Origin of the sequence: Streptomyces sp. NPDC051172, from assembly GCF_040682555.1 — a bacterium.
Classification (GTDB): Bacteria; Actinomycetota; Actinomycetes; order Streptomycetales; family Streptomycetaceae; genus Streptomyces.
On record NZ_JBFBBE010000008.1, the window covers coordinates 113,003 to 139,579 of the forward strand.

A 26,577-nucleotide genomic window follows, 5' to 3' on the forward strand; every position below is an offset into this window, starting at 1 on the left:
CCGCGATGACGACCAAATACCCTTATCTGAGGCAGGACTTCCTCGCCTCCATAGTCGTCTTCCTGGTCGCCGTGCCGCTGTGTGTCGGCGTGGCGGTCGCCTCCGGCGTCCCGGCGGAGCTGGGCCTCGTCACCGGCATCGTGGGCGGTCTCGTCACCGGGTTCCTGCCCGGCAGCAGCCTCCAGGTCTCGGGGCCGGCCGCCGGCCTGACCGTGCTCGTCTTCGAGGCCGTCAGCGAGTTCGGCGTCGGCACGCTCGGCGTGATCGTGCTGATGGCCGGTCTGCTCCAGCTCGCCATGGGCTTCCTCAAGATAGGCCGCTGGTTCCGGGCGATATCCGTCTCCGTCGTCGAAGGCATGCTCTGCGGCATCGGCCTGGTGATCATCGCCGGGCAGATCTACGCGGCGGCCGGTCTGAAGGCCCCGTCGACCGGCATCGGCAAGATCGCGGGTCTGCCCGGGGCGTTCGCCGACGCGCTCGGGAGCAGCGCGGCTCTGGCCTCGCTCGCCATCGGGGCGGGCACCATCGCCGTCATCGTGTTGTGGAAGAAGCTGCCGAAGGCGGTGCAGTCCGTGCCCGGCGCCCTCGCCGCGGTGGTCCTGGCCACGGTCGCCGCCCTGGCCTTCGGCCTGCCGGTCGCCACCGTCACCGTGGAGGGCCTGTTCGGTGTCGTCCAGGTGCCCGGTGCCGGCGCCTTCGGTGAGCTGGCCACCCCGGCCATCTGGGGCACGATCGTCGCGTTCGCGCTGATCGCCTCGGCCGAGAGCCTGTTCAGCGCGGCGGCCGTGGACCGGCTGCACGACGGTCCGCGCACCGAGTACAACAAGGAGATGGTCGCCCAGGGCGTGGGCAACACGGTCTGCGGCCTGCTCGGCGCCCTGCCGATGACCGCGGTCATCGTGCGCAGCTCCGCCAACGTCAACGCGGGCGCGAAGACCAAGACCTCGCGGGTGCTGCACGGCGCCTGGCTCCTGCTGTTCGCCGCCGCGCTGCCGTCCACCCTGGCGCTGGTCCCGATTCCCGCCCTGGCCGGCATCCTCGTGCACGCGGGCTGGAAGCTGATCCCGTTCCGCGAGATCTCGTCGCTGTGGCGCAGCCACCGGGGCGAGGCGCTGATCCTCGTGGTGACGGCGGTGTCGATCGTCGCGGTGAACATGTTCGAGGGCGTGCTCATCGGTCTGGCGCTGTCCGTGGCGAAGACCGCCTGGGAGGCCTCGCATCTCAAGACCGAGGTCGTCGACAAGGGTGCGGGGCCCATCCAGGTCCACCTCTCGGGCAACGCCACCTTCCTGCGGCTGCCGAAGATCCTCGACAGCCTGGAGGCGCTGCCCCAGGACCGCCCGGTCGAGCTGGACCTGTCCGGGCTGCACCACCTCGACCACGCCTGCCGTACGGCTCTGGAGAACTGGGCCGAGCGGCACAGCGCGGTCGGCACCGAACCCGTGCGGGTCACGGCCGCATAGCTCGCCGGTGGCTGGTCCCGGGTCCGTCGTCGCCCGGGACCAGCCACTGGGCATATCGTTACAGAAGCAGACTTACCAGCCCTCTGACAGAGGGGGTCGTGATGGTTCCTGAGCTGGTGACGGCGACCGTGGTGGCCGGTTCCGCGGGGATCGTCTACCTCGCCGCGGCGGCGAAGGTCGTCAAGCAGTTCGAGCGGGGGGTGGTCTTCCGCCTCGGGCGGCTCGCCGGTGCCGTGCGGGAGCCCGGATTCACGATGATCATCCCGTTCGTGGACCGGCTCAACAAGGTGAACATGCAGATCGTCACGATGCCGGTGCCTGCCCAGGAGGGCATCACCCGGGACAACGTGACGGTGCGCGTGGACGCCGTCGTCTACTTCAGGGTGGTCGACCCGGCGAACGCGCTCGTCAAGGTCGAGGACTACAAGTTCGCGGTCTCCCAGATGGCGCAGACGTCCCTGCGGTCGATCATCGGCAAGAGCGAGCTGGACGACCTGCTCTCCAACCGCGAGAAGCTCAACGAAGGCCTGGAGCTGATGATCGACAGCCCGGCCGTCGGCTGGGGCGTGCAGGTCGACCGGGTCGAGATCAAGGACGTGTCCCTGCCGGACGCGATGAAGCGCTCCATGGCCCGCCAGGCCGAGGCCGACCGCGAGCGGCGGGCCCGCATCATCAACGCGGACGCCGAACTCCAGGCCTCCAAGAAGCTGGCCGAGGCGGCAAAGGAGATGTCCGAGCAGCCCGCGGCGCTGCAGCTGCGGCTGTTGCAGACGGTGGTCGCGGTGGCCGCCGAGAAGAACTCGACGCTCGTGCTGCCCTTCCCCGTGGAGCTGCTGCGGTTCCTGGAACGGGCGCAGGAACACCCGCCGCCTGCGCCGGCGCCCCCGCCGGACCACCAGATCGAGACATGACACGTGTTACACCGGGTAAGGGCCTGCTCGACCTGCCGAAAGGCTTCCGCTAGCAGGCCGTCAACTGCGCGGGCGGGCCCAGCCCTTGGGTCACCTGGCTCGCCTGCGAGCAGACCGAGGACGCCTTCCTCGAGCCCTTCGGCCTCTTCTACCGCAGGACTTCGGCCCGAAGGGCGTCACGCAGGCGCACGATGTACGTCAACTGCTGCCCGCCCGGCACGGCGCTCGCGGTGACGGGACCCTGGCGCAGGTAGCGGGGGCGCATGTGCGCGGCTAGCGTTTCGTCCATGCAGTGCAGGCTCGTCATCGTCGCCGCCGCGGCGACAGTGGGGCTCGCCTCGGGCTGCGGGGACGACGGCGGTGGTACGTCCGTCCCCGCACCCAGCGCCGCGCGGCGGATCACCGTGACGAGCAGCGCCTTCTCCGAGGGCGGCACCGTCCCCCGCCGCTACACGTGCGACGGGGCGGACGTCTCGCCGCCGCTGGACCTCTCCGGGGTCCCCGGCACCGCCGCCGAACTGGTCGTGCTGGTCGAGGACCCGGACGCCCCGCTCGGCACCTTCGTGCACTGGCTGATGTGGGGCATCGACCCGCACGACACCCACTGGGCCGCCGGCCAGGTACCCAAGGGTGCCACCCAGGGCCGCAACGGCTTCAAGAAGAACGCGTACGGCGGCCCCTGCCCGCCCAGGGGAAAGCCCCACCACTACGTCTTCTCGGTCTACGCCACCGACAAGACCCTCACCCTGTCCGCCGACGCCACAGCCGACGACGTCAGACGCGCACTGACCGGCCACACGGCGGCCTCCGGCACCCTGACGGGCCGCTACGGGCGCTGATCGCCGGGCCTTGACCGGAGCAGTGCGCCGATCCACGATTCGCCCGCTTCATGCCTTTATGTTCGTACGATGATCAGTCTCGTACGACCCGTACGCGTACGCCATGCAGCCGCCGCCTGTGCAGTCGGCGCCGTGCTCACCGCCTGTGGCGCCCCCGCCACGCCCCACGCCGCCCGCCCGGCCCCCTCCGCGACCTCCGCCGCCCCGTCCCGGCCCCCGACCCTGGCCCCCGGCCCGGCAGGTCTCACCCCCGTCTTCAAGAACGGCCCGCGCACACAGGGCAGAACAGTCGCTCTCACCTTCGATGCCGACATGACCGCCGATCAGGGAGCGCGGGCCGCCGCGGGCGAGCGGTTCGACAATCCGGAGCTGATCGCGACGCTGCGCGCGCTGAAGGTTCCGGCGACCGTGTTCATGACCGGGCGGTGGGCGGACGAATACCCGTCGCAGGCGCGGTCCATCGGGCGGGACCCGCTCTTCGAGGTCGCCAATCACTCGTACAGCCACTACAGCTTCACCGGGAACTGCTACGGCCTGCCGACCGTCTCCGAGGCCCGGATGCGGTCGGACGTGGAGCGGGCGTACGCCGCGTTCCGCAGGGCCGGGGTGCCGAACGCGATGCCGTACTTCCGCTTCCCGGGCGGCTGTTACGACCGGCAGGCCCTGAAGGCGCTGTCCGCGACCGGCGTCACCGCCGTGCAATGGGACGTGGTGAGCGGCGACGCCTTCGCCACCGACGCGGACGCGGTGGCCCGGCAGGTGCTGGACGGGGTACGGCCGGGCTCGGTCGTCGTCATGCACTGCACACGCAGCGCGGCGCCGGCGACCGAGCGGGCGGTCCGCCGGATCGTGCCGGAGCTGCGCAAGCAGGGCTACCGGTTCGTGAAGGTGTCCCAGCTGATCGGAGCCACGAGGGGCCGGCAGTGAGCGGCTTACGCTGGGGGTGTGAGCGAGGACCACTGCACCATCCGCAACGCGACGAAGCCGCCCCGGGAGGACGGGCCGCCGTATGCCGAGTGCGTACTCTGCCGCGAGCCGACCGAGTACCCGGAGTCGTACAAGGGGATCACCCTGTGCCCGGTGTGCGAGTGGCAGGAGGCTCAGCGCACCGCCTGCTCAGGATGACGGCCGGGACGTGAGGCGCAGGCTGCCGCGCCCCGTAGGGCGCGGGGACGTGTCGACGACGCCGGCTCAGGGTGAGCGGCGGGACGTGAGGGCGCAGGTCGCTGCGATTGCCGCTGTTGCGAGGACGGCTGCCGTGGTCAGTGGGAGCAGGGGGACGGGGATCCTGCCCGACTGGGAGCCGGTGACCAGGTCGCTGACCGCTGCCTGCGCCGGGGAGCCCGTCGTCACCGCCGACAGCAGCGCCGTGAGCAGCATCGCCGGGACCGCCCGGCCGGGTGCGCGCAGTACCGGCCAGTTGGTGAGTGCGCCGACCGCCGTGCCGAGCAGTGCGCAGGCCTGCGCGGCGAGGAGCCCGGCCGCGGCCGCCGGGAGCAGTGCGATCCGGGTCCGGTTGTCCGTGCTGACCGGCGCGCTGATCAGGGTCACGACGAGGACCGCGGCCGTGCCGAGCACCGCCGCTGCCATCAGGGCCACCAGCAGCCGGGCCAGATGCGCCCGCCCCGGCCCGGAGGCCGCGGCCACGCAGGCACGGGCCGCGGGCGGTTCGACGGTGACGCAGATCCTTACCAGCCAGGCGGTGACGGGCAGCAGGGCCGCGGCCGCGTAACCCAGCGAGTCGAGGACGGGCTGCCCGCTCTGCACACCGATGCCGAGGAACGCCGCGTACAGGATGACCGGCGGCAGCCAGCGCTGCGAGCGCAGCAGAAGGGCGGCCTGGTAGCGCAGGAGGGCGGTCATAGGCGGCTGTCCTTGGCGTGTTGGTCGATGGGCTGCACGCTGACCACGTGCCACGGCGGGCGGGCCGTCAGCAGGGTGCGCAGCACGACGTCCGAGTGGGAGGCGGGGACGGTGAGGCGGTGGGTGCCCGGCGCGGCCTCCTCCGCACAGACGAGGGCGCCCAGTGCCTCGACGGGCGGCTGCCCGCCCTGCGGGCCCTGCACCTCGACCACCACCTGCGGACCGTCGTGCGGTGCGGCGGTCTCGCGGGTACGGCGTTCGAGGCCGCCGTCGCGCACTGTGTACGTGGTGTCGGACACCCCCTCCAGACGGCGCGGGTCGTGGTCGACGAAGACCACGGCGCAGCCCGCAGCGGTTCGCTCCGCGACGGCCCGCTCCAGTTCGGTGCGGGCGGCCGCGTCCAGGCCCGTCCAGGCCTCGTCGAGGACGAGCAGCTCCGGCTCGGCGAGCAGGGCCTGCGCGACGGCGACCTTCTGGCTGCTGCCCTTCGACAGCTGGGCCATGGGGGTGCGGGCGTGCGCGGCTGCGCCGAAGCGGTCCAGCCATTCGCCCGCGGCGCGGATCGCCGTACTGCGGGAGAGGCCGTGGATGGTGCCGAGGTGGGTGAGGTAGCCGTGCGGGGTGAACGGGAGGGCCGACGGGAAGCGTTCGGGGACGTAGGCCGTGCGGGGGCGGCCGGTGATACGGCCCTCGCTGGGGGCGTCCAGGCCGGCCAGCAGACGCAGGAGGGTGGACTTGCCGGTGCCGTTCGGTCCTTCGACGCGGGTCAGTGTGCCCGGCGTCACGGCGAGGTGGACGCCGCGTAAGACCCAGGGGCCGCGGATGCCGTAGCGGCGGCCGACGTTGTCGAGCCGAAGATCACGTCGCATGACGGCATCTTCGCAAAGTGGCACTGCCCGGCGCCCCCTTAAGGTTGGCTGGTGTGAGCCAAGACGTGACGTCCGCCGACGACAGCCCCTTCCGGTCCGAGCCCAACGGGCGCGATCAGGCACCCCAGTTCGTGCTGCCTCTCGTCGTGCACATCGAGAAGCCCGCGCCGCCCGCCCGCACCGACGCACTGGAGACCGCCGCCCGGGCCGTACTGGTGATGCTCAGCGACGAGCGGTCCCTCGGCGACGGGGAATGGGCCCAGGTCGTGTCGGACTGGCAGGACGCCCGGATCCGCAAGGTGGTGCGGCGCGCCCGCGGTGCCGAGTGGCGGCGGGCCGAGGCGCTGCCCGGGATCACGGTGAGCGGCAAGTCGGCGGAGGTACGGGTGTTTCCGCCCGTACCGCTCGACGGGTGGCCCAAGGACCTGGCCAAGCTGCAGGTCTCCGGCACCGATCTCGACGACCCGGAGCCGCCGGCGAAGGCGGATCCCGCGGTGCCCGTGCTGTGGCTGAACCCCGATCTCGACATGTCCGCAGGCAAGGCGATGGCGCAGGCGGGGCACGGCGCTCAACTGGCCTGGTGGGAGCTGTCGGACGAGGAGCGGGCGGCCTGGCGGGACGCGGGTTTCCCGCTCGCCGTGCGGAGCGCCGACCCTGGACGCTGGGGCCGACTGACCACGAGCGGGCTGCCGTTGGTGCGTGACGCGGGTTTCACGGAGATCGCGCCCGGCTCCTGCACGGTGGTGGCCGATCACCCTGCGCTGCGCTGACCCGAACACGCCACGACTTTGCCAGCCATTTAGCTTTTTTTCTTTCGCTTGAACAATGCGGGAGGCCGGACCGTACTCCCTGGCATGCGGATCAACGGTACGGCCCTGCTCGTCGCGGGCCTCGTCGTCACCATCGGAGCAATCGCGTTCCCGGTGTGGTCCTACGCCGACCGGTCGGGCACCGGTCAGGCGAACGTCGCGGCGGGGACCGTGAACACCCAGTGGGGTCCACTGACCGCCGCCGACCGCGATCTGATCGTGCGGGTGCGGCTGGCCGGCCTGTGGGAGCTGCCCGCCGGGCAGCAGGCGGTCGAGCGCGCGCCCAGCCAGGCGATCAAGGAGGCGGGCGACCACCTCATCGTCGGCCACACCGACCTCGACAAGCGGGTGCGGATCGTCGCGGCCCGGCTCGGCGTCGAACTGCCGAACCAGCCGAACGAGCAACAGCAGGGCTGGCTGCAGGAGATGACCGCGGCGACGGGCGCGGAGTACGAGTACAAGTTCGTGAACCTGCTGCGCGCCGCGCACGGCAAGATCTTCCCGGCCATCGGCACCGTCCGGAACTCCACCCGGAACACGCTGGTACGGCAGCTGGCCTCGGACGCCAACCAGACGGTCCTCGACCACATCACGGTGCTGGAGAAGACCGGCCGGGTCGATTTCGACGCCCTCGCCAACGACGCGGTGGCCACCACGACCGCCGGCCCGACCGGCCCGTCGGCACCGGTACCCGGCCAGGTGGTGCCCTCGGCGCCCGCCGCCGGGGCCACCGGTGACGTCGGCACGACGTCCCGGCCGTCGCCGGGCGCGCCGGGCACGGTCAACACCGACCGGCCGGATCCGGTGGACCCGGTGGACCCGGTGGGCTCCGAGGGTGTGCTGCGGTGAGCCGGGCCGGCCGGACCGAACCTCAAATGTTGCTCTGAAGGTTCCGGCGACGGGATTCGCGTGCGAGCGGCGGGGCCATACCCCCGTCACGTTCTTCGGGGAGACGGCAGGGAGGGGACGGACCATGGAGCGGCTGGGAACGGGCATCGGGTGGCGGCCGGAGATCGCCGAGGCCGTGGAGCGCATGCCGGGCGTCGACTGGGTCGAGGCCGTGGCCGAGAACGTGTGCCCCGGGCACCTCCCCGAGTCGCTGCGGCGGCTGCGCGAGCGCAGGGTGACCGTGATCCCGCACGGGGTCTCGCTCGGCCTCGGCGGCGCCGACCGGCCCGACGAGCACCGGCTCACCGCACTCGCCGAGCGGGCCGAGGCGCTGGGTGCGCCGCTGGTCACCGAGCACATCGCGTTCGTACGGGCCGGCGGGCCGCTGACGGCGTCCCCGCTCCTGGAGGCCGGACATCTGCTTCCGGTGCCGCGCACCAGGGACGCCCTCGACGTGCTGTGCGAGAACGTCCGCATCGCACAGGACGCGCTGCCGGTGCCGCTCGCCGTCGAGAACATCGCCGCGCTGATCTCCTGGCCGGGCGAGGAGCTGACCGAGGGGCAGTTCCTGTACGAACTCGCCGACCGGACGGGCGTACGGCTCCTGATCGACGTGGCCAACCTGCACACCAACCACGTCAACCGTGGCGAGGACCCGGCCAAGGCGCTGGCGGAACTCCCCCTGGAGGCCATCGCGTACGTGCATGTCGCGGGCGGCTTCGCACGCGACGGCGTCTGGCACGACAGCCACGCCCACCCGGTGCCACAGCCGGTCCTCGACATCCTGACCGACCTCGCCGCACGGGTCTCGCCGCCCGGGGTGCTGCTGGAGCGGGACGAGAACTTTCCCGAACCTGCTGTCCTGGAGGGCGAGTTGGAGGCGATCCGGGCAGCCGTGGCGAAGGGACGGGCGATACGCGAGGAGACCGTGACAGAGGCGGCGGAGGCGGTCGTGGGCTCCGTCGCCGCCCCTGCGACCGATGCCGCCCGGCAGCGGCTCGGGCTCGCCCAGGCCGCCCTGCTGTCCGCGCTCGTCGCCGGGACGCCCGTGCCGGAGGGGTTCGACCGGGTGCGGCTGGGGGTGCAGGCGCGGGCGCTCGCCGGGAAGCGGGCGGATGTCGTGGCCAAGGTCGCGCCCGAGCTGCCGGTGATCCTCAAAGAAACGTACCGGCCCGCCTTTCTCGCGTACGCCCAACGGCACCCGATGACCGGCGGCTATCGCCGGGACGCCCTGGACTTCGCCGGGCGGCTGCTGCTCGACGGGCGCCCGGAGGACGGCCGGGCCCGGCGGGAGCTCAGGGAGTGGTGGCTGGAGCGGTCGGGGCCCGTCCCGCGCTCGCAGCGGCCGGCGGCGAGGATGGCCAGGGCGGCCCGGCGGGTGCTCCTGCACCGCTGAGCGCCCGGGTGACAGCCGCGACAGCGGGGCCCACCGAACCCCGCAGTAATATGCCGTGCCGTAGGAGGCACCATGCGACCGCGACCACCTGTCACCGGCCGAGGCATATTCAGCGGCACCGGGGTCATCATCATCGGCCTGACGGCCACCCTGCTGGCGTTGATCTTCCCGATCTGGTCGTACGCCGACCGGTCCGGGACCGGCGTCAGCGTGCTGAACGCCGACACCGTGTCGACGCAGTACGGGCCGCTGTCCGCGCTCGACCGCGACTTCATCACGAAGGTCCGGCTGGCCGGACTGTGGGAGCTGCCCGCCGGGCAGCAGGCCGAGCAGAAGGGCAGCACCCAGGCCGTACGGACCGCGGGCCAGCATCTGGTCCTGGGGCACACCTTCCTCGACCAGCGGGTACGGGACGTGGCGGCCAAGCTGGGGCTGCAGCTGCCCAACGAGCCCAACGAGCAGCAGAAGAAGTGGCTGGCGACCCTGAACGCGGCGCAGGGCACGGACTACGACAGCAAGTTCGCCAACATCCTGCGGCTGGCCCACGGCAGGGTGTTCTCGGTCGTCGCCCAGGTCCGTGCGAGCACCCAGAACTCGCTGGTGCGCGCGCTCGCCGACGACGCGAACACGACCGTGCTGGACCACATCAAGGTCCTGGAGGCCACGGGCTACATCAATTGGGACGCCCTCGCCCAGGACATGGCCTCCCCGAGCACTCCCCCGCCGGCGGACCCGACCACGGGCCCCGGCCCCGTCGTCCCGCTCGAGCCGTCCTCCTCCCCGACCTACACGCTGCCGCCGGCCGCCTCCAGCCCACCGCCGTGACCTCGGCCGGGCCGACAAACGGAACGTCACATACCCACAACACTCCGTCCGCATGGTGAACAAGGCATGGTGTTTCCCCGGGCATCTGGCATAGAAACGCGGCATGTTCTGGGTTGTTCTCCTGCTGCTGGCCTGGGCCGCCGCCGGCACCGCGTGCACGCGGTTGTGCCTGGCCGCCGTACGTGCGGCGGCCGGGGACGCGGACGGCGCGGCGCATGCCCGGCGTCATGACCTGACGCTCTACGAGGCCGCGTTCCTGTCCGGCGGACCCGGCAGGGTCGCCGATCTGACCATGGTCTCCATGGCCCGGCAGCGGCGCCTGCTGCTCGCCCACACGGGCTGGGCAACGGTTGTCGACCCGCGCGGCCGGGACGACATGGAGCGGTCCGTCATAGGGGCCATCGGGCCCGAGGGACAGAGCCGCATCGCCCCGGTCCGGGCCGCGGCGGCCTCCGCGGACGCGGTCGCCGGCCTCGGCGACCGGCTCGTCGACGCGGGCCTGGCCGTGCCTGCCGGTGCCCGGACCACCGTCGCTGCCGGAGTACGCCAGGTACAGCTCGCCGCGGTGGCCGTGCTCGTACTGGGGGCGGTCGCGCTGCTGGTGCCCGCCCAGCCGGACATGCCGCGCGGCCTGGTCGCCCTGTGGTTCGCCCTGCCGCTCGCGCTGACGCTGAGCTGCCTCGCCATCGCCCGGGTCGAGGCCCACCCCTACTCGCGCTGGGCCTCCCCGGCCGGGCAGCGGCTGCTGGGCGCCCTGACCCGGCGCGCCTCGAACGGTGACGACCGTACGTATCTCACCACCGTCGCCGTACGAGGCGTCCGCGCGATCGGCGAACCGGACCTGCGCGCGGCCTTCGCGCACCGCGACCAGTCCTGGCGTGAATCACACGCCAGGGGCGCATAGGGGGCATTGAGGCCGACACCGCCGGGGCGGTGCTTGCCTTCTTCATGCACCGAACGAAACATCCCTTTTGTCGCTGCCATGCACCGAAGGGATACGTCATGAGAGCTGCCGCCCTCTACTCGGCCGCCGGATCACTGCTCCTGACCGCCCTCGCGGCCGCGCCGGCAGGCAGCACCCCTGTCGCCCCGGACGCGGCCGAGCTGCACGGCACGGCGGTGGCCGCCGCGCGCGCCAAGGCGGCCGGCATCGAGTTCGGGAAGTGCGCCGCCGCGCAGGACATGCCGGGCACCATGGAGTGCGGCACGGTGTCCGTCCCGCTCGACTACGCGCATCCGCGCGGCAAACAGATCAAGCTGACCGTCAGCCGGGTGACGGCCACGCACAAGGACCCCCGGAACAGCAAGCGGCGGGTGCCCCGGCAGGGCGCCCTGGTCTACAACCCCGGCGGGCCGGGCGGCGACGGCCTGTACTTCCCGCTCGTCGGGATGCTCCCGGGGTGGAAGCGGCTCGCGGCGGCCTACGACCTGGTCGGCTACTCCCCGCGCGGCGTCGGCAAGTCCTCGCCGCTGTCCTGCGAGGAGCCCAAGCTCTTCTTCAAGGCGCCCTCACAGGCACCGACGCACCCCTCGGAGGCGTACAAGCAGGAGCGCATCAAGGAGGCGAAGGCCTACGCCACGGGCTGCGCCAAGCGGTCCGGTGGCGGGCTGCAGTACTTCAACTCGCTCAACAACGCCCGTGACCTGGACGTCGTGCGGGCGGCGCTGGGCGAGGGGAAGCTGACGTTCATGGGTGCGTCGTACGGCACCTACTTCGGGGCGCTGTACGCGACGCTGTTCCCCTCGCACGTGCGGCGGATGGTGTTCGACTCGGCGGTGAACCCGGCTCCCGAGCAGATCTGGTATCGCAACAACCTCGACCAGTCGGCCGCGTTCGAGAAGCGCTGGGCGGACTTCCGGGAGTGGATCGCCCGGCACGACGACGTGTACGGGCTGGGGAAGACGGCCGACGAGGTGCAGGCCGGCTACGAGAAGGCGAGCGAGCAGCTGGCCGCGAAGCCGGCGGGCGGCAAGGTGGGACCGGCGGAACTGCAGGCGGCTTTCCTGTCGGCCGGGTACTACGACGACTACTGGGCGACCCGCGCGAAGGCGCTGTCGGCGTATCTGAAGGGCGATGCGAAGCCGCTGGTCGAGCAGGCCGGTCCGGCCACCGAGACGGCCGCCGAAGCGGAGAACACCAACGCGGTGTACACCGCCGTCGAGTGCAACGACGCGCCCTGGCCGACGGACTGGAAGGTCTGGGACCAGGACAACACACAGCTCGCGCGCATGGCGCCCTTCGAGACCTGGGACAACGCGTGGATGAACCTGCCGTGCGCCTACTGGCCGGCACCCCGGCAGCAGCCGCTCGATGTGCGGACCGGGCCGGGTGAGCTGCCGCCGACGCTGATCCTGGCCGCCGAGCGGGACGCGGCGACGCCGTACGACGGTGCCGTGGAGCTGCACCGCCGGCTGAACGGCTCGGTCCTGGTGACCGAGCGGGGGGCGGGCACGCACGGCATCGCGGGCGGCCCGAACCGGTGCATCAACGGCTACCTGGACGCGTATCTGCTGGAGGGCCGGCTGCCGGTGCAGGAGGCGTCCTGCGCCCCGCGCGCGGAGCCGAACCCGGCCGCGACGGACGGCCGGGCCCACCCGGTCCCCATCAAGGAGAACCTGAAGGGAAAGACCGCCCGTCCCTGACCACGCGACGACCGGGCGCCGCCTACGCCAGGCCCGCGACGAGTTCCGCGATGTCCTTGCGGCGTCCCGTGTAGAAGGGGACCTCCTCGCGGACGTGCATCCGGGCCTCGGAGGCGCGGAGGTGGCGCATGAGGTCGACGATGCGGTACAGCTCGTCGGCCTCGAAGGCCAGGATCCACTCGTAGTCGCCGAGGGAGAACGAGGCGACCGTGTTGGCACGCACGTCCGGGTAGCCGCGGGCCATCTTGCCGTGGTCGGCGAGCATGCGGCGGCGGTCCTCGTCGGGCAGCAGGTACCAGTCGTAGCTGCGCACGAAGGGGTAGACGCTGACGTAGTTGCGGGGCGTCTCGTCGGCGAGGAAGGCCGGGATGTGCGAGCGGTTGAACTCGGCGGGGCGGTGCAGCGCCATGTTCGACCAGACCGGCTCCAGGGCGCGGCCGAGCCTGGTGCGGCGGAAGAGGTTGTACGCCTCCTGCAGCTGGTCGCTGGTCTCCGCGTGCCACCAGATCATGAGGTCGGCGTCGGCGCGCAGGCCGGACACGTCGTACGTGCCGCGGATCGTCACGTCCTTGGCGGCGAGCTGGTCGAACAGCTCCTGGACCTCGTCGGCGTAGCCCGCGCGGTCCTCGGGCAGCACGTCCTTCAGCTTGAAGACTGACCACAGGGTGTAGCGGATGACCTCGTTGAGGTCCTTGGCCAGCTTGCCCTTGTTCGCGATGCGGTCCGGGGCGGTGGTGGGGGCGTCGTCACTCATGTCGCTATTCTCCCGCTCCGCCGTGCAGACTCTGCACCGGGTTGGCGGTGAGCTCCTCCACACCGCTCAGGTCCCCGCCGATCTGGTCGACGGCGGCGTACGCGCTCGCGATGCAGGCCGGGATGCCGACGCCGTCGTACGGGGCGCCGCAGACGGCGAGGCCCGGCAGCTTGGCCACGTGCTCGCGGATGCGGGCCACGCGCGCGTGGTGGCCGACGGGGTACTGGGGCAGGCCGTCGGTCCAGCGGGTGACGCGGGTTTCGAGGGGCGTGGCGTCAAGGCCGGTGGCCTCGCGCAGGTCGTGACGGGAGACGTCCACCAGGCCGGCATCCTCGCGCTGGAGGATCTCCGTCTCGCCGTACCGGCCGACGGATGTGCGCAGGACGACCGTCTCCGGGTTCTCCTCGGCGATCCAGCCCCACTTCTGGGAGGCGAACGTCGACGCCTTGATGGTGCGTCCGTCGACCGGCGGGACGAGGAAGCCGCTGCCCTGGGGGAGGGCGGTGTCGGTGCGGCGGTAGGCGAGGGAGACCAGGGCCATGGAGGCGTACTCGACGGCCGCGAGCTCGGTGGCGGCCTCCGGGGCCTCGGGACGCAGCAGGCCGGCGGCCGCGGGGGCGGGGACGGCCACGACGACGGCGTCCGCGTGCAGCACACGGTCTCCGGCGACGACACGCCAGCCGCCGGGGGCTTCGCGGCGCAGCTCGGTCACCGGCGTCCCGGTGAGGATCTCGCCGCCGCGCGCGCGGACCGAGTCCGCCACCGCGAGGGGCAGGCTGCCGATGCCGCCCCGGATGCCCATGAAGACGGGGCCGGTCTGCTGGGCGGCGGCCATCCTGGCCTGGAGCTCGCGGACGCCCTCCGTGAGCGAGTCGTGCGTCTTCGCGACCTGGTACAGCTGCGGGACCGCGGAGCGCAGCGAGATGCGGTACGCGTCGCCCGCGTAGACGCCGCCGAGGAGCGGTTCCACCAGGCGGTCGACGACCTCGCGGCCGAGCCGGGCCGCCACGTACTCCCCGACGGCGACGTCGTCGCCGACCTCCGTGCGCGGCAGGTCGGCGTCGCACTCGATGCGGGCCAGGCCCTCGTCGGACAGGACGCCGGTCAGCGCGGCGGCGGTGCCGGGGACGCCCATGACGTGGCCCTTGGGCATGGGGCGCAGGGCGCCGCGGGTCCAGATCGAGGCCGTCGCCGTGGCCGGCGGCTGCAGCCGGTCGTCGAGGCCCACCTCGCGGGCAAGAGCCACCGCTTCCGGTCTGCGCGCCAGCATCGACTCGGCGCCGAAGTCCACGCGGGCGCCCGCGATCTCGCCGGGCAGCAGCTTGCCGCCGACGCGGTCCGACGCCTCCAGCACGGTCACCCGCGCGCCCCGCTGCAACAGCCGGTGGGCCGCGGCCAGTCCGGCGATCCCGGCTCCGACGACGACGACCCGCCCGGTGCCCGTACGACTCTCCACTTCGCGCATGCCCTCAAGCGTCTCAGACCCCTCTGACAACCCGTCGGCGACCTGGTGTCCTTCACGAGTCCCGACCGTGACCGCATCGGGACCGTCCGGGTCCAACGTCCCGGCCCCTCACGGCGTCGAAGGAGCATCAGTCGTCACGACCCTCGGGGGTACACCCACATGCGCGCACGACGTCCGGTACGACCTGTCCCTGCCCTGGCCGCGATCCTGCTCGCCGCGGCGCTCGCGCTCACCGGATGCAGCGGGAGCAACTCCGATTCCGCGGGCAGCAGCACTGCCGAGAAGGCCGTCCGCAGCGACGGGAAGGCCGCCGCGCCGGGCGGCGAGAGGAACGCGAGCGGTGCCGGGGCCGGGCGGGCGCCGAAGCTCACCGCGAGCAGCATCATCCGCACCGCCTCGCTGACCGTGCAGGTCAAGGACGTACCGAAGGCACTCGACGAGGCCCGCACCACCACGGAGAACGCGGGCGGCTATGTCGGCGACGAGACCACCAGCCGCGACGAGAAGGGCCGCGAGCGCACCCGTGTCGTGCTGCGCGTGCCGGTCGACCAGTACGACAAGGTCCTCGCCGACCTCCAGGGTGCGGGCAAGCTCCTCGACCGCACCGCGAAGGCCGAGGACGTCACCGACCAGGTCGTCGACGTGGACAGCCGCATCAAGTCGCAGCGGGCCAGCGTCGCCCGGGTCCGGGAGCTGATGGACCGGGCCACCAGGCTCAGTGACGTGGTGGAGCTGGAGGGCGAGCTGAGCAACCGGGAGGCCGACCTGGAGGCGCTGCTCGCCCAGCAGGCGTCCCTGAAGGACCGCACGAGCCTCGCGACGATCACCCTGTCCCTCTCCCAGACGCCGGTGAAGGCGGCCGCGAAGGACGACGGTCCCGGGTTCGTGGACGCGCTGGCCGGCGGCTGGGGCGCGTTCGTGACGATGCTGCGATGGCTCGCGGTGGCGTTCGGCGCGGTGCTGCCGTTCGCCGCGGTGGCGGCCCTGATCGCACTGGTGTGGCTGCGGCTCGTCCGGCCCCGGCTGCCGCACCGCCCGGCCCCCGCACCCGCGACCGGCGCGCTGGGCCCGCTGCCGGCGGCCGCACCGCAGGCCCCGGGAGCGCGCGAGAACGGCCAGGACTGACCGGTGCCGGGTCCGGCCCGAAATGCCGCGCCCCCGTAGCGTGTTCGCATGGACATGAGCGCTGCGAGGGAACGACTGGTCGTGATCGGCGGCGACGCCGCGGGGATGTCCGCGGCGTCGCAGGCACGCCGCCTGAAGGGCCCCGACGAGCTGGAGGTCGTGGCGTTCGAGCGCGGCCACTTCACCTCGTTCTCGGCGTGCGGCATCCCGTACTGGGTGGGCGGCGACGTCGACGAACGGGACCAGCTGATCGCCCGCACCCCCGAGGAACACCGCGCGCGGGACATCGATCTGCGCATGCGGACCGAGGTCACCGAGATCGACGTGGCGGGCGGCCGGGTACGCGCGCGTGACGTCGATTCCGGCGACGAGTCCTGGACGTCCTACGACAAACTCGTGATCGCGACCGGTGCCCGCCCGATCCGCCCGGACATGCCGGGAGCCGACGCCCCCGGTGTGCACGGCGTGCAGACACTGGACGACGGCCAGGCGCTCATCGACTCGCTCACGCGCACGCGTGGCCGTGGCGCGGTGGTCGTCGGGGCGGGCTACATCGGCGTGGAGATGGCGGAGGCGCTCATCAACCGCGGCTACGAGGTGACCGTCGTCAACCGCGGCAGCGAGCCGATGTCCACGCTCGATCCGGACATGGGCCGCCTGGTGCACGAGGCCATGGAGGGCATGGGCATCACCATGGTCGACGACGCCGAGGTCACCAAGGTGCACACCGGCGAGGACGGCCGGGTGCGGGCGGTGGCCACGGAGGACGCCGAGTACCCGGCGGACGTGGTGATCCTGGGCATCGGCGTACGCCCGGAGACGGCACTGGCCAAGGCGGCCGGGCTGCCCCTCGGCGCCCACGGCGGCCTGCTCACCGACCTGTCGATGCGGGTGCGCGGGCACGAGAACATCTGGGCCGGCGGCGACTGCGTGGAGGTCCTCGACCTGGTCTCGGGCCAGGAGCGCCACATCGCCCTCGGCACCCACGCCAACAAGCACGGCCAGGTCATCGGCACCAACGTCGGCGGCGGCTACGCCACTTTCCCGGGCGTCGTCGGCACCGCGGTATCGAAGGTCTGCGACCTGGAGATCGCCCGCACGGGCCTGCGCGAGAAGGACGCACGCAGGGTCGGACTGCAGTTCGAGACGGTCACCATCGAGTCCACCAGCCGCGCCGGCTACTACCCGAACGCCTCCCCGATGACGGTGAAGATGCTCGCCGAGCGGCGGACCGGCCGCCTGCTCGGCGTGCAGATCGTCGGCCGCGAGGGCGCCGGCAAGCGAGTGGACATCGCAGCGGTCGCCCTCACGGCCGGCATGACGGTGGAGCAAATGACAGCCCTGGACCTGGGCTACGCCCCACCGTTCAGCCCGGTCTGGGACCCGGTACTCGTAGCCGCCCGCAAGGCATCAAAGGCGGTACGGCAAGGCTCTTAGGGGCACGGCGAAACCCCTACGCCGAACCATTGATCCGTTCAATGGCCTGCCGCGCCTGCTCCGCCGGAGGCCGCGGCGGCAACGAGGACACCGAAGCCGTAGGAGCGACAGCCGCAGGCTGCTCCCCCGCCGGCTTGGCATGCGCAGCACTGCGTACGGACCGCAGCCGGTGACTCACCGCCTCGTCCAGCGTCACCGGCCGCTGCATCTGCGAAGCCAGCCGTCCGGCCTCCTGGCCGAGCCGGGCGACGTCCTCCCACGGCAACCTCACCACCAGGGAGATCTCCGCCTCCCCGTCGGGCGTGGCGTGCATCGGAGGAGTAACTCGGTCGTTCATCGCCTGTTCCTCACGTCGTCCCCGCGACCCGCCTTCCCCGTGCCGCGGGCGGTTGAGGAGACATACGCACGCGCGCGTGGCCGCGTTCACCGATTCACACAGCCCACTGGGGGCACTACTTCCTTGTGGTCATACCCGTCCATGACGTGAACCCGGTGCGCCGCACCCCCTGGGTGACGTACGCGCTGATCGCCGCGAACGTGTACGTCTTCCTGTCCACGCCCGGCCTCGCCGGTTCCGTGGCGGGCGACAGCAGCCTGTCCCAGCTGTGCCATCTGCAGGCGTTCCTGGACCACTACGCGGCCGTACCGCGGGAGTTGATCCACCATCAGATGCCCCGGCTGGTCCCCACCGGCGACACCGGGGTGGGCGCGCACGGAGCGGGCTGTGTGGTGGCCCCGCCGAATTACCACAAGTCGCCGCCCGTGTCCGTCTTCACCGCGATGTTCCTGCACGGCAGCTGGCTGCACCTGCTCGGCAACATGCTCTTCCTGCTGATCTTCGGCAACAACGTCGAGGACCGGATGGGGCACATCAGGTACGCGCTGTTCTACGTCGTCTGCGGCTACGCGGCGTCGTACGGCTTCGCGCTGGCCAACACAGACTCCTCCGACCCGCTGATCGGTGCTTCGGGAGCCATCGCCGGGGTCCTGGGCGCCTATCTGGTGCTGTATCCGAAGGCCAGGGTCTGGATCCTCGTGCCGTTCCTGCTCTTCCTGCCGCTGAGACTGCCGGCCTGGCTGGTGCTGGGCTTCTGGTTCGTGCTGCAGGCCCTGTACTCCTCCGGCGCGGGCGTCTCCACCGCGGGGACGGTGGCGTACGCGGCGCACGTCGTCGGCTTCCTCGTCGGCATGCTGCTCGCCTGGCCGCTCAAACCGGGCACGCCCCCGCCGCCGGAACCGCGCGGCCTGGTGTTCGGCAGGCGGGCTCGGCCCCGGCACACGTGGTGAGCTGTCGAAAAGAGGTCTAGCGGGCCGTCTGTGTGTGCACGTACTCCACGAGCCGGGTCAGCGCGTCCGGGTCGGTGGACGGCATGACGCCGTGGCCGAGGTTGAACACGTGGCCCTCGAGGCCCGCGGCCGATTCGAGGACCTCGCGGGTCTTGGCCTCGACAGCCTCCGTGGAGGCGAACAGGACGGTCGGGTCGAGGTTGCCCTGGAGGGCCTTGCCGGGGCCGACCCGGCGGGCCGCCTCGTCGAGCGGGACACGGAAGTCGACGCCCACGACGTCCGCGCCCGCCTCACCCATCAGCTGCAGCAGCTCGCCCGTGCCGACACCGAAGTGGATGCGCGGGACGCCGTACCCGGCGACGGAGTCGAGGACCTTCGCGGAGGCGGGCAGCACCGAGCGGCGGTAGTCGGCCGGGGCGAGGGCGCCGGCCCACGAGTCGAAGAGCTGGACGGCCGAGGCGCCCGCCTCGATCTGCACCTTCAGGAACGAGGACGTGATCTCCGCGAGGCGGTCGAGCAGCTCGGCCCAGAGCTCGGGGTCGCCGTACATCATCGCCTTGGCGTTCTCGTACGTGCGCGACGGGCCGCCCTCGACGAGGTAGCTCGCAAGAGTGAAAGGCGCGCCGGCGAAACCGATGAGGGGGGTCGAGCCGAGCTCACGCGTCAGCAGGCCGATCGCCTCGGTGACGTACGAGACGTCCTCGGGGGTGAGGTCGCGCAGCTGGGCCAGGTCGGCACGGGTGCGGATCGGGTGCGCGACGACCGGGCCGACGCCGGGCTTGATGTCGAGATCGACGCCGATGGCCTTGAGCGGGACGACGATGTCGCTGAAGTAGATCGCCGCGTCCACGCCGTGCCGGCGCACCGGCTGGAGGGTGATCTCCGTGATGAGTTCGGGGCGGGTACAGGACTCGAGCATCGGGATGCCCTCGCGCACCTTGCGGTACTCGGGCAGGGAGCGCCCGGCCTGTCGCATGAACCACACGGGCGTGTGCGGCACGGGCTCGCGCCTGCACGCCTTGAGGAAGGCCGATTCGTACGTCGCTGCCGGAGGTGTCCGGTCGTGGCCCGCGGGGCTCTCGTTCGCACTCACGACCGCAAGTCTCGCACGGCGCCCGAGGCGCTACGGCCGGGGTTCATGAGGCACTATCCGGACATGCGGACCCCGCACGGGTGTCCCTCCCTGCACGAAGCCCCCGTTCCCCTTAATCTTCCCCGCATGGCTGCGGCTCAGGGACGACTGTCGGACGGCGCTGACGGAATGGACGACACCAAGGAGGGGGATCGGAATGGCGGCGGTACGCCTCCGTTGCCCTTCCGGGCTGCCGTCGACGCGCTGAGGACCGCGCGGCTGCGGCCGCAGATCGAGATCGAGCCGGCTCCGGCGCCGAAGCGGCTCGCGCCCTTCGCGTACGCGTTGGAGGCGACCGTCGTCGACGGCGACCAGGACCTGGCCGACGGCCGCCTGGTGCTGCTGTACGAACCGGACGGGCACGACGCCTGGCGGGGCGCCTTCCGGCTGGTGACGCTGGTACGTGCGGAGCTGGAGCCGGAGATGGCCGCCGACCCGCTGCTGCCGGACGTGTGCTGGTCCTGGCTGACCGGCGCGCTGCAGGCGCGCAGTCTGTCGTACGGCGAAGCGAGCGGCACCGTCACCCGGGCCAGCTCGCACTACTTCGGCGGTCTGGCGGAGCGCCCGGCGGCCTCGCAGATCGAGATCCGCGCCTCCTGGACGCCCCGCGAGGGCCTGGGCGGGGTCCCGGACACGGCGTCCCACCTGGCCTCCTGGTGCGATCTGCTGGCCCAGGTCGCGGGCCTGCCGCCGGCCGGTCCGGGTGATGCGTCGGTCGTGACGCTGCCGCAGCGGCGGGACCCGCAGGCACGCTGACCGGCACCTCGGCCGTCACCTTGACCGTCACTTTGTCGATACGGCCACTTTCGGTCACGAACAGGGTCGCGAACGAACCGATTCGTTCATCACGCGATCGATCGCGTGTCCGAATTGCACTAATTGATACTCACTAAATCGTGATCTTTCCCTAAAGGACTTCGGGTTTGGTGCCGAAGACGACTGTGACCTTGAAAGCCGTCCCGCACCCCAGGAGGCCTGGTGTCCGTTCTCCTCGAGCAGCCCGCAAGCCTGGTCGCCTACCGCCCGAACAAGCCGACCGCCATGGTGGTCGTGGCCGATCCCCGCGTCCGCTCCACCGTGACCCGCCACCTGTGGGCGCTCGGTGTGCGTGACGTCATCGAGGCCTCGTCCATCGCGGAGGCTCGTCCCCGCATCGGCAACCCCCGCGACATCTGCGTCGCCGACGTCCACCTGCCCGACGGCTCCGGCCTCACCATCCTCTCGGAGACCCGCGCGGCGGGCTGGCCCAACGGCCTCGCCCTGTCGGCCGCCGACGACATCGGTGCCGTGCGCAACGCCCTCGCGGGCGGCGTCAAGGGCTATGTCGTCACCGGCACCCGTACCAACGTCGGGCTCCCCACCCGGCCGGGCGCCGCCCCCATCGGATCCGCCGCCGCGCGCATGCACCGCCGCCCCCCGGGTGCCCCGAGTCACCCGGGTGGCTACCGCGAGCTCTCCGGCCGCGAGGTCGAGGTGCTGCGACTGGTCGCGGAGGGCCAGTCGAACAAGGCGATCGGCGTTTCGATGGGCCTGTCCGCACTGACCGTCAAGAGCCACCTCGCCCGCATCGCCCGCAAGCTCGGCACGGGCGACCGCGCCGGGATGGTCGCCGTGGCCCTGCGGACCGGCATCATCCACTGACCCGCACGTCTCCGCCCCTTACCCCTCCCCCTTACCCCCTCTCCCTTCTCCCTCTCCCCGCCTCTCTCCCCGTACATCTCTGCCATTCACGGACGTGAACAGGATCGGCCGCTGTTTCTCCGCCCGTGTCCCACCTGTCGTGAACCGGATCTTTCACCGACCTGACTGGTTTACGACCCCCAGGCGCCCGTCGACGGAACGTTACGTCGGCGGGCGCTGTCCATACACAGATACCCTTGACACGTGACCGACGCCCAAGAGACCGCAGCAGACAGCTCACTGCGAACCACCGGAGGCGCCCCTCCGGAAGACGGCGGAACATCTGTTACGGGGGCGCCGAAAACGGAGTCGAGCCCGGAACCCGGCCCGGAACCGATCCCTTTGCTCGAGCCGCGCGAGGGCATTCCACCCGTGATCGCCGACGCGGACGCGCTCGCCGAGGTGGTCGCCGCCTTCGCGGCCGGTTCCGGACCCGTCGCCGTCGACGCCGAGCGCGCGTCCGGCTACCGCTACGGACAGCGCGCCTATCTCGTGCAGCTGCGCCGCGAGGGCGCCGGGACCGCGCTGATCGATCCCGTGGCCTGTCCCGATCTCTCCGGCCTCGGTGAGGCGCTCTCCGGCGTCGAGTGGGTGCTGCACGCGGCCACTCAGGATCTGCCGTGTCTGCGCGAGATAGGCATGGTGCCGACCCGGCTGTTCGACACCGAGCTCGCGGGACGTCTCGCCGGGTTCCCCAGGGTGGGCCTCGGCGCCATGGTCGAGAACGTCCTCGGCTTCGTACTCGAAAAGGGCCACTCCGCCGTCGACTGGTCGACCCGCCCGCTGCCCGAGCCCTGGCTGCGGTATGCGGCGCTGGACGTCGAGCTGCTGGTGGATCTGCGCGACGCGCTGGAGAAGGAGCTGGACCGGCAGGGCAAGCTGGAGTGGGCCCGACAGGAGTTCGACGCGATCGCCTCGGCTCCGCCGCCGGAGCCCCGCAAGGACCCCTGGCGGCGTACCTCCGGGATGCACAAGGTGCGGCGGCGCCGGCAGCTCGCCGTGGTGCGGGAGCTGTGGCAGACGCGGGACCGGATCGCCCAACGGCGGGACGTGTCACCGGGCAAGGTGCTCGGGGACGCCGCCATTGTGGAAGCGGCGCTCTCCCTTCCGAGCAACGTCCACGCGCTGGCCGCCCTGAACGGGTTCGGGAACCGGATGGGGCGGCGGCAACTGGAGCAGTGGCAGGCTGCGGTGGATCGTGCGAAGGCCCTGGCGGAGGCGCAGCTGCCGGCGCCGGGGCAGCCGGTGACCGGGCCGCCGCCGCCGCGCGCGTGGGCCGACAAGGACCCGGCTGCCGCGGCTCGTCTGTCGGCGGCCCGGGCGGCGGTGTCCGCCCTGGCCGAGCAGCTGAACATGCCCCAGGAGAACCTGATCAGCCCGGACACGGTGCGGCGGGTGTGCTGGGAGCCGCCGAAGGTCGTCGACGCGGACTCGGTCGGTGCGACGCTCGCAGCTCTCGGCGCGCGGGCCTGGCAGGTCGAGCAGGTGACACCGGTGTTGGTCGCCGCGTTGTCCGCCTAGGAACACCTCGCCTGGTCGCTCCCCTCCTCGTGATGGCTCTCGAAGCGGAAACAGCGGTGTCGAGATCACGCCAAGATCCTGGGGCGGCATGCAGGCGTTGGCATGCCGTACCCAGGCCGGTACTCACTCCATGTGGCTCGACAGCACCCCAGGAGTGTGACGTTCACCGCTCCAGCCGTCAGGGGTGTGCAGGCACGTTACCCGCAAGTAGCATGGGCCTGAGCGCGCGCTCAGCGCTTGCGCTTGCGCCGTGCAGCAGTGCCATCCCGCATCTGGAGGAGAGCCATCGTGCCTCGTACCGTCAGGGACGTCGTCTTCGTCGACGGCGTCCGTACCCCGTTCGGCAAGGCGGGCCCGAAGGGCATCTACCACGAGACCCGCGCCGACGACCTCGTCGTGAAGGCGATCCGGGAGCTGCTGCGCCGCAACCCCGGTCTCGACCCCAAGAAGATCGACGAGGTCGCCATCGCCGCGACCACGCAGATCGGTGACCAGGGTCTCACCCTCGGTCGTACGGCCGGCATTCTCGCGGGTCTCCCGCAGTCGGTCCCCGGCTACTCCATCGACCGCATGTGTGCCGGTGCGCTGACCGCCGTGACGACCACCGCCGGCTCCATCGCCTTCGGTGCGTACGACGCCGTCATCGCCGGTGGTGTCGAGCACATGGGCCGCCACCCGATGGGCGAGGGCGTGGACCCGAACCCGCGCTTCGTCAGCGAGAAGCTGGTCGACGAGTCCGCGCTGTTCATGGGCATGACCGCGGAGAACCTGCACGACCGCTACCCGACGATCACCAAGCAGCGCGCCGACGAGTACGCCGTGCGCTCGCAGGAGAAGGCCGCCAAGGCGTACGCCAACGGCAAGATCCAGCAGGACCTGGTGCCGATCTCGGTGCGACGGACCAACCCGGAGGCCGGTGAGACCGGCTGGGGTCTGGTCACCGCCGACGAGCCGATGCGTCCCGGCACCACCCTGGAGAACCTCTCCGGTCTGAAGACGCCGTTCCGTGTTCACGGGCGGGTCACCGCCGGTAACGCGGCCGGTCTGAACGACGGTGCGACCGCCTCGATCATCGCCTCCGAGGACTTCGCCCGCGAGCACAACCTGCCGGTCAAGATGCGTCTCGTCTCGTACGCCTTCGCGGGCGTCGAGCCGGAGGTCATGGGCTACGGTCCGATCCCGGCGACCGAGAAGGCTCTCGCCAAGGCCGGTCTGTCGATCGAGGACATCAACCTCTTCGAGATCAACGAGGCCTTCGCCGTCCAGGTGCTCGCCTTCCTGGAGCACTACGGCATCGCCGACGACGACGCCCGCGTCAACCAGTACGGCGGCGCGATCGCGTACGGCCACCCGCTGGCCTCCTCCGGCGTCCGTCTGATGACGCAGCTGGCCCGCCAGTTCGAGGAGCAGCCGGAGGTCCGCTACGGCCTCACCACCATGTGTGTCGGCTTCGGCATGGGCGCCACGGTGATCTGGGAGAACCCGAACCACAAGGACGCCGGAGGCAACAAGTGAGCACCACCGAACTCCTGAAGGGCGCGGCCGAGCTGTTCCCCGACGAGGTCGTGACGTCCGCGCACGTACGCCACCTCGACCTGCCGTTCGGCGCCGGGCGCTTCGCCCTGATCACGCTGGACAACGGCTTCGACCACACCAAGCCGACCACCTTCGGCCCGGCCTCGCTGGCGAACCTCAACACCGCCATCGACCAGGTCGAGAAGGAGGCCGCGGCCGGCGAGATCGTCGGCGTCGGCATCACCGGCAAGCCGTTCATCTTCGCGGTCGGCGCCGACCTCAAGGGTGTCGAGCTCCTCAAGGAGCACAAGGACGCGCTCGCCATCGGCAAGGGCGGCCACGAGGTCTTCAAGCGCCTCTCCGGCATCGCGGTGCCGACCTTCGCGTACTACAACGGTGCCGCGATGGGCGGTGGCGTCGAGGTCGGTCTGCACTGCAAGTACCGGACCGTCAGCAAGGCGCTCCCGGCGTTCTCGCTGCCCGAGGTCTTCCTGGGTCTGGTCCCGGGCTGGGGCGGCTGCACGATCCTGCCGAACCTGATCGGTGCCGACAAGGCCGTCTCGGTGATCATCGAGAACAGCCTCAACCAGAACAAGCAGCTCAAGGGCCAGCAGGTCTTCGACCTCGGTATCGCGGACGCGATCTTCGAGGGTGCGGACTTCCTGGAGCAGTCGCTGATCTGGACCGCTCAGGTACTGAAGGGCGACGTCGAGGTCGAGCGTCCGGTGATCGACCGCGGTGAGGCCTGGGACCAGGCCGTCGCCAAGGGCCGGTTCATCGCGGACTCCAAGGTGCACGGCGCCGCTCCGGCCGCCTACCGCGCCCTCGACATCATCGCCGCCGCCAAGAACGGCGACCTGCAGCAGGGCTACGACGCCGAGGACAAGGCCCTCGCCGACCTCATCATGGGTGGCGAACTGCGTGCCGGTATCTACGCCTTCAACCTGGTGCAGAAGCGCGGCAAGCGTCCCGCCGGTGCTCCGGACAAGAACCTGGCGCGACCGGTCACCAAGGTCGGCGTCGTCGGCGCGGGCCTGATGGCCTCGCAGCTCGCGCTGCTCTTCCTGCGCCGCCTGGAGGTGCCGGTCGTGCTGACCGACATCGACCAGGAACGCGTCGACAAGGGTGTGGGCTACGTCCACGCCGAGATCGACAAGCTGCTCGGCAAGGGCCGTATCAACCAGGACAAGGCCAACCGCCTCAAGGCCCTGGTCACCGGTGTGCTGGACAAGGCCGAGGGCTTCGCTGACGCGGACTTCATCATCGAGGCCGTGTTCGAGGAGATCGGCGTCAAGCAGCAGGTGTTCGCGGAGGTCGAGGCGGTCGCCCCGGCGCACGCGATCCTGGCGACGAACACCTCCTCCCTCTCCGTCACGGAGATGGCGTCGAAGCTGAAGAACCCCGAGCGGGTCGTGGGCTTCCACTTCTTCAACCCGGTCGCGATCCTCCCGCTGCTCGAGATCGTGCGCGGCGAGCAGACCGACGACGCGTCGCTGGCCACCGCCTTCGCCGTCGCCAAGAAGCTGAAGAAGACCGCGGTGCTGGTGAAGGACGCCCCGGCGTTCGTCGTCAACCGCATCCTCACCCGCTTCATGGGCGAGATCCAGAACGTCATCGACGAGGGCACGCCGGTCGAGGTCGCCGAGAAGGCCGTCGAGCCGCTCGGTCTGCCGATGTCCCCGCTGGTGCTCCTGGAGCTGGTCGGCCCCGCGATCGGTCTGCACGTCTCGGAGACCCTCAACCGGGCCTTCCCGGACCGCTTCACGGTCTCCCCGAACCTCGCGGCCGTCGTCAAGGCGGGCAAGCGCGGCTTCTACGTCTACGACTCCGGCAAGCCGGAGCTGGACCCCGAGGTCGCCGCGCTGCTGAAGCAGGGCGATGTCGTCCTGACCGAGGAGCAGGTCCGTGACCGTGTCCTCGACGCCGTCGCCCAGGAGATCGGGCTCATGCTCGACGAGGGCGTCGTCGCCGAGGCCCAGGACATCGACCTCTGCCTGATCACGGGCGCCGGCTGGCCCTTCCACCTGGGCGGCATCACGCCGTACCTGGACCGCGAGGGTGTCTCGGAGCGCGTGAACCGCAAGACGTTCCTGGCTCCTGGCCTGGCGTCGGTTCCGGCGTAACACTCAGGCGCATGTGAAGAGGCCCCCGCTTC

26 protein-coding genes and 1 pseudogene are annotated in these 26,577 nt (G+C 71.4%); 20 read left to right on the forward strand and 7 right to left on the reverse strand.

The genetic code is table 11. The features are described 5' to 3' along the window. The first annotated feature begins 5 nt into the window (after positions 1 to 5). The 3 genes and pseudogenes from AB0N07_RS06980 to AB0N07_RS06990 all read left to right on the forward strand — a co-directional run. Positions 6 to 1,463 carry a SulP family inorganic anion transporter gene (locus AB0N07_RS06980; protein WP_365832861.1) on the forward strand — a complete coding sequence of 486 codons (1,458 nt, stop codon included), beginning with the start codon at positions 6 to 8 and terminating at the stop codon, positions 1,461 to 1,463. Positions 1,464 to 1,564: 101 nt separating this feature from the next. Next, complete coding sequence (locus AB0N07_RS06985) at positions 1,565 to 2,374, forward strand: slipin family protein (protein ID WP_365832863.1); 810 nt, start codon at positions 1,565 to 1,567, stop codon at positions 2,372 to 2,374. A 65-nt stretch (positions 2,375 to 2,439) separates the two neighbouring features. Beyond that, positions 2,440 to 2,493, forward strand: a pseudogene (locus AB0N07_RS06990) (hypothetical protein); the annotation flags it as partial. A gap of 29 nt (positions 2,494 to 2,522) precedes the next feature. Here AB0N07_RS06990 and AB0N07_RS06995 read toward each other — a convergent pair. Next, the gene (locus tag AB0N07_RS06995; protein WP_365832865.1) at positions 2,523 to 2,663 is read right to left on the reverse strand and encodes a hypothetical protein; all 141 of its coding nucleotides are present in this window, start codon (positions 2,661 to 2,663) and stop codon (positions 2,523 to 2,525) included. Here AB0N07_RS06995 and AB0N07_RS07000 point away from each other — a divergent pair. The 3 genes from AB0N07_RS07000 (at position 2,662) to AB0N07_RS07010 (ending at position 4,338) form a co-directional block, all read left to right on the forward strand. After that, on the forward strand, positions 2,662 to 3,213 hold the full coding sequence (locus tag AB0N07_RS07000) for a YbhB/YbcL family Raf kinase inhibitor-like protein (protein WP_365832867.1): 552 nt from the start codon (positions 2,662 to 2,664) through the stop codon (positions 3,211 to 3,213). The genes AB0N07_RS06995 and AB0N07_RS07000 overlap by 2 nt on opposite strands. Before the next feature lie 69 nt (positions 3,214 to 3,282). Then, a complete protein-coding gene (locus AB0N07_RS07005) occupies positions 3,283 to 4,140 on the forward strand; it encodes a polysaccharide deacetylase family protein (protein WP_365832869.1) in 858 nt (285 codons plus the stop codon). A gap of 18 nt (positions 4,141 to 4,158) precedes the next feature. Then, on the forward strand, positions 4,159 to 4,338 hold the full coding sequence (locus AB0N07_RS07010) for a hypothetical protein (RefSeq protein WP_365832872.1): 180 nt from the start codon (positions 4,159 to 4,161) through the stop codon (positions 4,336 to 4,338). 66 nt (positions 4,339 to 4,404) lie between these two features. Here AB0N07_RS07010 and AB0N07_RS07015 read toward each other — a convergent pair whose 3' ends face one another. Beyond that, positions 4,405 to 5,076: an ABC transporter gene (locus AB0N07_RS07015; protein ID WP_365832874.1), complete on the reverse strand. Its 672-nt coding sequence runs from the start codon at positions 5,074 to 5,076 to the stop codon at positions 4,405 to 4,407. Further along, complete coding sequence (locus AB0N07_RS07020) at positions 5,073 to 5,945, reverse strand: ABC transporter ATP-binding protein (protein WP_365832876.1); 873 nt, start codon at positions 5,943 to 5,945, stop codon at positions 5,073 to 5,075. The genes AB0N07_RS07015 and AB0N07_RS07020 overlap by 4 nt, the downstream gene beginning before the upstream one ends. Positions 5,946 to 5,998: 53 nt before the next feature. Here AB0N07_RS07020 and AB0N07_RS07025 point away from each other — a divergent pair, with 53 nt between their 5' ends. The 6 genes from AB0N07_RS07025 (at position 5,999) to AB0N07_RS07050 (ending at position 12,506) form a co-directional block, all read left to right on the forward strand. Further along, positions 5,999 to 6,715 carry an aminoacyl-tRNA hydrolase gene (locus AB0N07_RS07025; protein WP_365832878.1) on the forward strand — a complete coding sequence of 239 codons (717 nt, stop codon included), beginning with the start codon at positions 5,999 to 6,001 and terminating at the stop codon, positions 6,713 to 6,715. A gap of 84 nt (positions 6,716 to 6,799) precedes the next feature. Further along, the gene (locus AB0N07_RS07030) at positions 6,800 to 7,603 is read left to right on the forward strand and encodes a DUF4142 domain-containing protein (RefSeq protein WP_365832880.1); all 804 of its coding nucleotides are present in this window, start codon (positions 6,800 to 6,802) and stop codon (positions 7,601 to 7,603) included. A 124-nt stretch (positions 7,604 to 7,727) separates the two neighbouring features. Beyond that, positions 7,728 to 9,038 (forward strand): DUF692 domain-containing protein, encoded by a 1,311-nt coding sequence (locus tag AB0N07_RS07035; protein WP_365832882.1) that lies wholly within the window; start codon positions 7,728 to 7,730, stop codon positions 9,036 to 9,038. A 72-nt stretch (positions 9,039 to 9,110) separates the two neighbouring features. Beyond that, positions 9,111 to 9,863: a DUF4142 domain-containing protein gene (locus AB0N07_RS07040; RefSeq protein ID WP_365832884.1), complete on the forward strand. Its 753-nt coding sequence runs from the start codon at positions 9,111 to 9,113 to the stop codon at positions 9,861 to 9,863. A gap of 103 nt (positions 9,864 to 9,966) precedes the next feature. Next, positions 9,967 to 10,767, forward strand: coding sequence for a TIGR04222 domain-containing membrane protein (locus AB0N07_RS07045; protein ID WP_365832886.1), 801 nt, complete (start codon positions 9,967 to 9,969; stop codon positions 10,765 to 10,767). A 98-nt stretch (positions 10,768 to 10,865) separates the two neighbouring features. Further along, complete coding sequence (locus tag AB0N07_RS07050; RefSeq protein WP_365832888.1) at positions 10,866 to 12,506, forward strand: alpha/beta hydrolase; 1,641 nt, start codon at positions 10,866 to 10,868, stop codon at positions 12,504 to 12,506. Positions 12,507 to 12,528: 22 nt separating this feature from the next. Here the strand turns inward: AB0N07_RS07050 and hemQ are convergent, their stop codons facing one another. Together hemQ and hemG are read right to left on the reverse strand one after the other, a co-directional pair. Beyond that, positions 12,529 to 13,260: a hydrogen peroxide-dependent heme synthase gene (hemQ, locus tag AB0N07_RS07055; protein WP_365832890.1), complete on the reverse strand. Its 732-nt coding sequence runs from the start codon at positions 13,258 to 13,260 to the stop codon at positions 12,529 to 12,531. A gap of 4 nt (positions 13,261 to 13,264) precedes the next feature. Further along, entirely contained in the window at positions 13,265 to 14,725 is a 1,461-nt protein-coding gene (gene hemG / locus AB0N07_RS07060) for a protoporphyrinogen oxidase (RefSeq protein WP_365832892.1), read from the reverse strand. A gap of 159 nt (positions 14,726 to 14,884) precedes the next feature. Here hemG and AB0N07_RS07065 point away from each other — a divergent pair, with 159 nt between their 5' ends. After that, entirely contained in the window at positions 14,885 to 15,850 is a 966-nt protein-coding gene (locus tag AB0N07_RS07065; RefSeq protein ID WP_365832895.1) for a DUF4349 domain-containing protein, read from the forward strand. A 48-nt stretch (positions 15,851 to 15,898) separates the two neighbouring features. After that, positions 15,899 to 17,287 carry an FAD-dependent oxidoreductase gene (locus tag AB0N07_RS07070; RefSeq protein ID WP_365832897.1) on the forward strand — a complete coding sequence of 463 codons (1,389 nt, stop codon included), beginning with the start codon at positions 15,899 to 15,901 and terminating at the stop codon, positions 17,285 to 17,287. 16 nt (positions 17,288 to 17,303) lie between these two features. Here the strand turns inward: AB0N07_RS07070 and AB0N07_RS07075 are convergent, their stop codons facing one another. Next, positions 17,304 to 17,624 carry a hypothetical protein gene (locus AB0N07_RS07075; protein WP_365832899.1) on the reverse strand — a complete coding sequence of 107 codons (321 nt, stop codon included), beginning with the start codon at positions 17,622 to 17,624 and terminating at the stop codon, positions 17,304 to 17,306. Positions 17,625 to 17,749: 125 nt separating this feature from the next. On the opposite strand from AB0N07_RS07075, the gene AB0N07_RS07080 reads away from it, so the two are divergent. Beyond that, positions 17,750 to 18,574, forward strand: coding sequence for a rhomboid family intramembrane serine protease (locus tag AB0N07_RS07080; protein ID WP_365832901.1), 825 nt, complete (start codon positions 17,750 to 17,752; stop codon positions 18,572 to 18,574). A 16-nt stretch (positions 18,575 to 18,590) separates the two neighbouring features. Here AB0N07_RS07080 and hemE read toward each other — a convergent pair whose 3' ends face one another. Next, on the reverse strand, positions 18,591 to 19,667 hold the full coding sequence (gene hemE / locus AB0N07_RS07085) for a uroporphyrinogen decarboxylase (RefSeq protein WP_365832903.1): 1,077 nt from the start codon (positions 19,665 to 19,667) through the stop codon (positions 18,591 to 18,593). 126 nt (positions 19,668 to 19,793) lie between these two features. Between hemE and AB0N07_RS07090 the strand changes: the two genes are divergently transcribed. From AB0N07_RS07090 to AB0N07_RS07110, 5 genes are all read left to right on the forward strand, one after another. Beyond that, positions 19,794 to 20,462 carry a DUF3000 domain-containing protein gene (locus tag AB0N07_RS07090; RefSeq protein ID WP_365832905.1) on the forward strand — a complete coding sequence of 223 codons (669 nt, stop codon included), beginning with the start codon at positions 19,794 to 19,796 and terminating at the stop codon, positions 20,460 to 20,462. A 222-nt stretch (positions 20,463 to 20,684) separates the two neighbouring features. Further along, complete coding sequence (locus AB0N07_RS07095; protein ID WP_030939825.1) at positions 20,685 to 21,347, forward strand: response regulator transcription factor; 663 nt, start codon at positions 20,685 to 20,687, stop codon at positions 21,345 to 21,347. A gap of 243 nt (positions 21,348 to 21,590) precedes the next feature. Beyond that, positions 21,591 to 22,907, forward strand: a complete 1,317-nt coding sequence (locus tag AB0N07_RS07100; RefSeq protein WP_365832907.1) for a ribonuclease D — start codon at positions 21,591 to 21,593, stop codon at positions 22,905 to 22,907. Positions 22,908 to 23,195: 288 nt separating this feature from the next. Next, positions 23,196 to 24,422 (forward strand): acetyl-CoA C-acyltransferase, encoded by a 1,227-nt coding sequence (locus AB0N07_RS07105; RefSeq protein WP_365832909.1) that lies wholly within the window; start codon positions 23,196 to 23,198, stop codon positions 24,420 to 24,422. Continuing rightward, positions 24,419 to 26,545: a 3-hydroxyacyl-CoA dehydrogenase NAD-binding domain-containing protein gene (locus AB0N07_RS07110; RefSeq protein ID WP_365832911.1), complete on the forward strand. Its 2,127-nt coding sequence runs from the start codon at positions 24,419 to 24,421 to the stop codon at positions 26,543 to 26,545. Before AB0N07_RS07105 ends, AB0N07_RS07110 begins: the two co-directional genes overlap by 4 nt. The last annotated feature ends 32 nt before the right edge of the window (positions 26,546 to 26,577 follow it).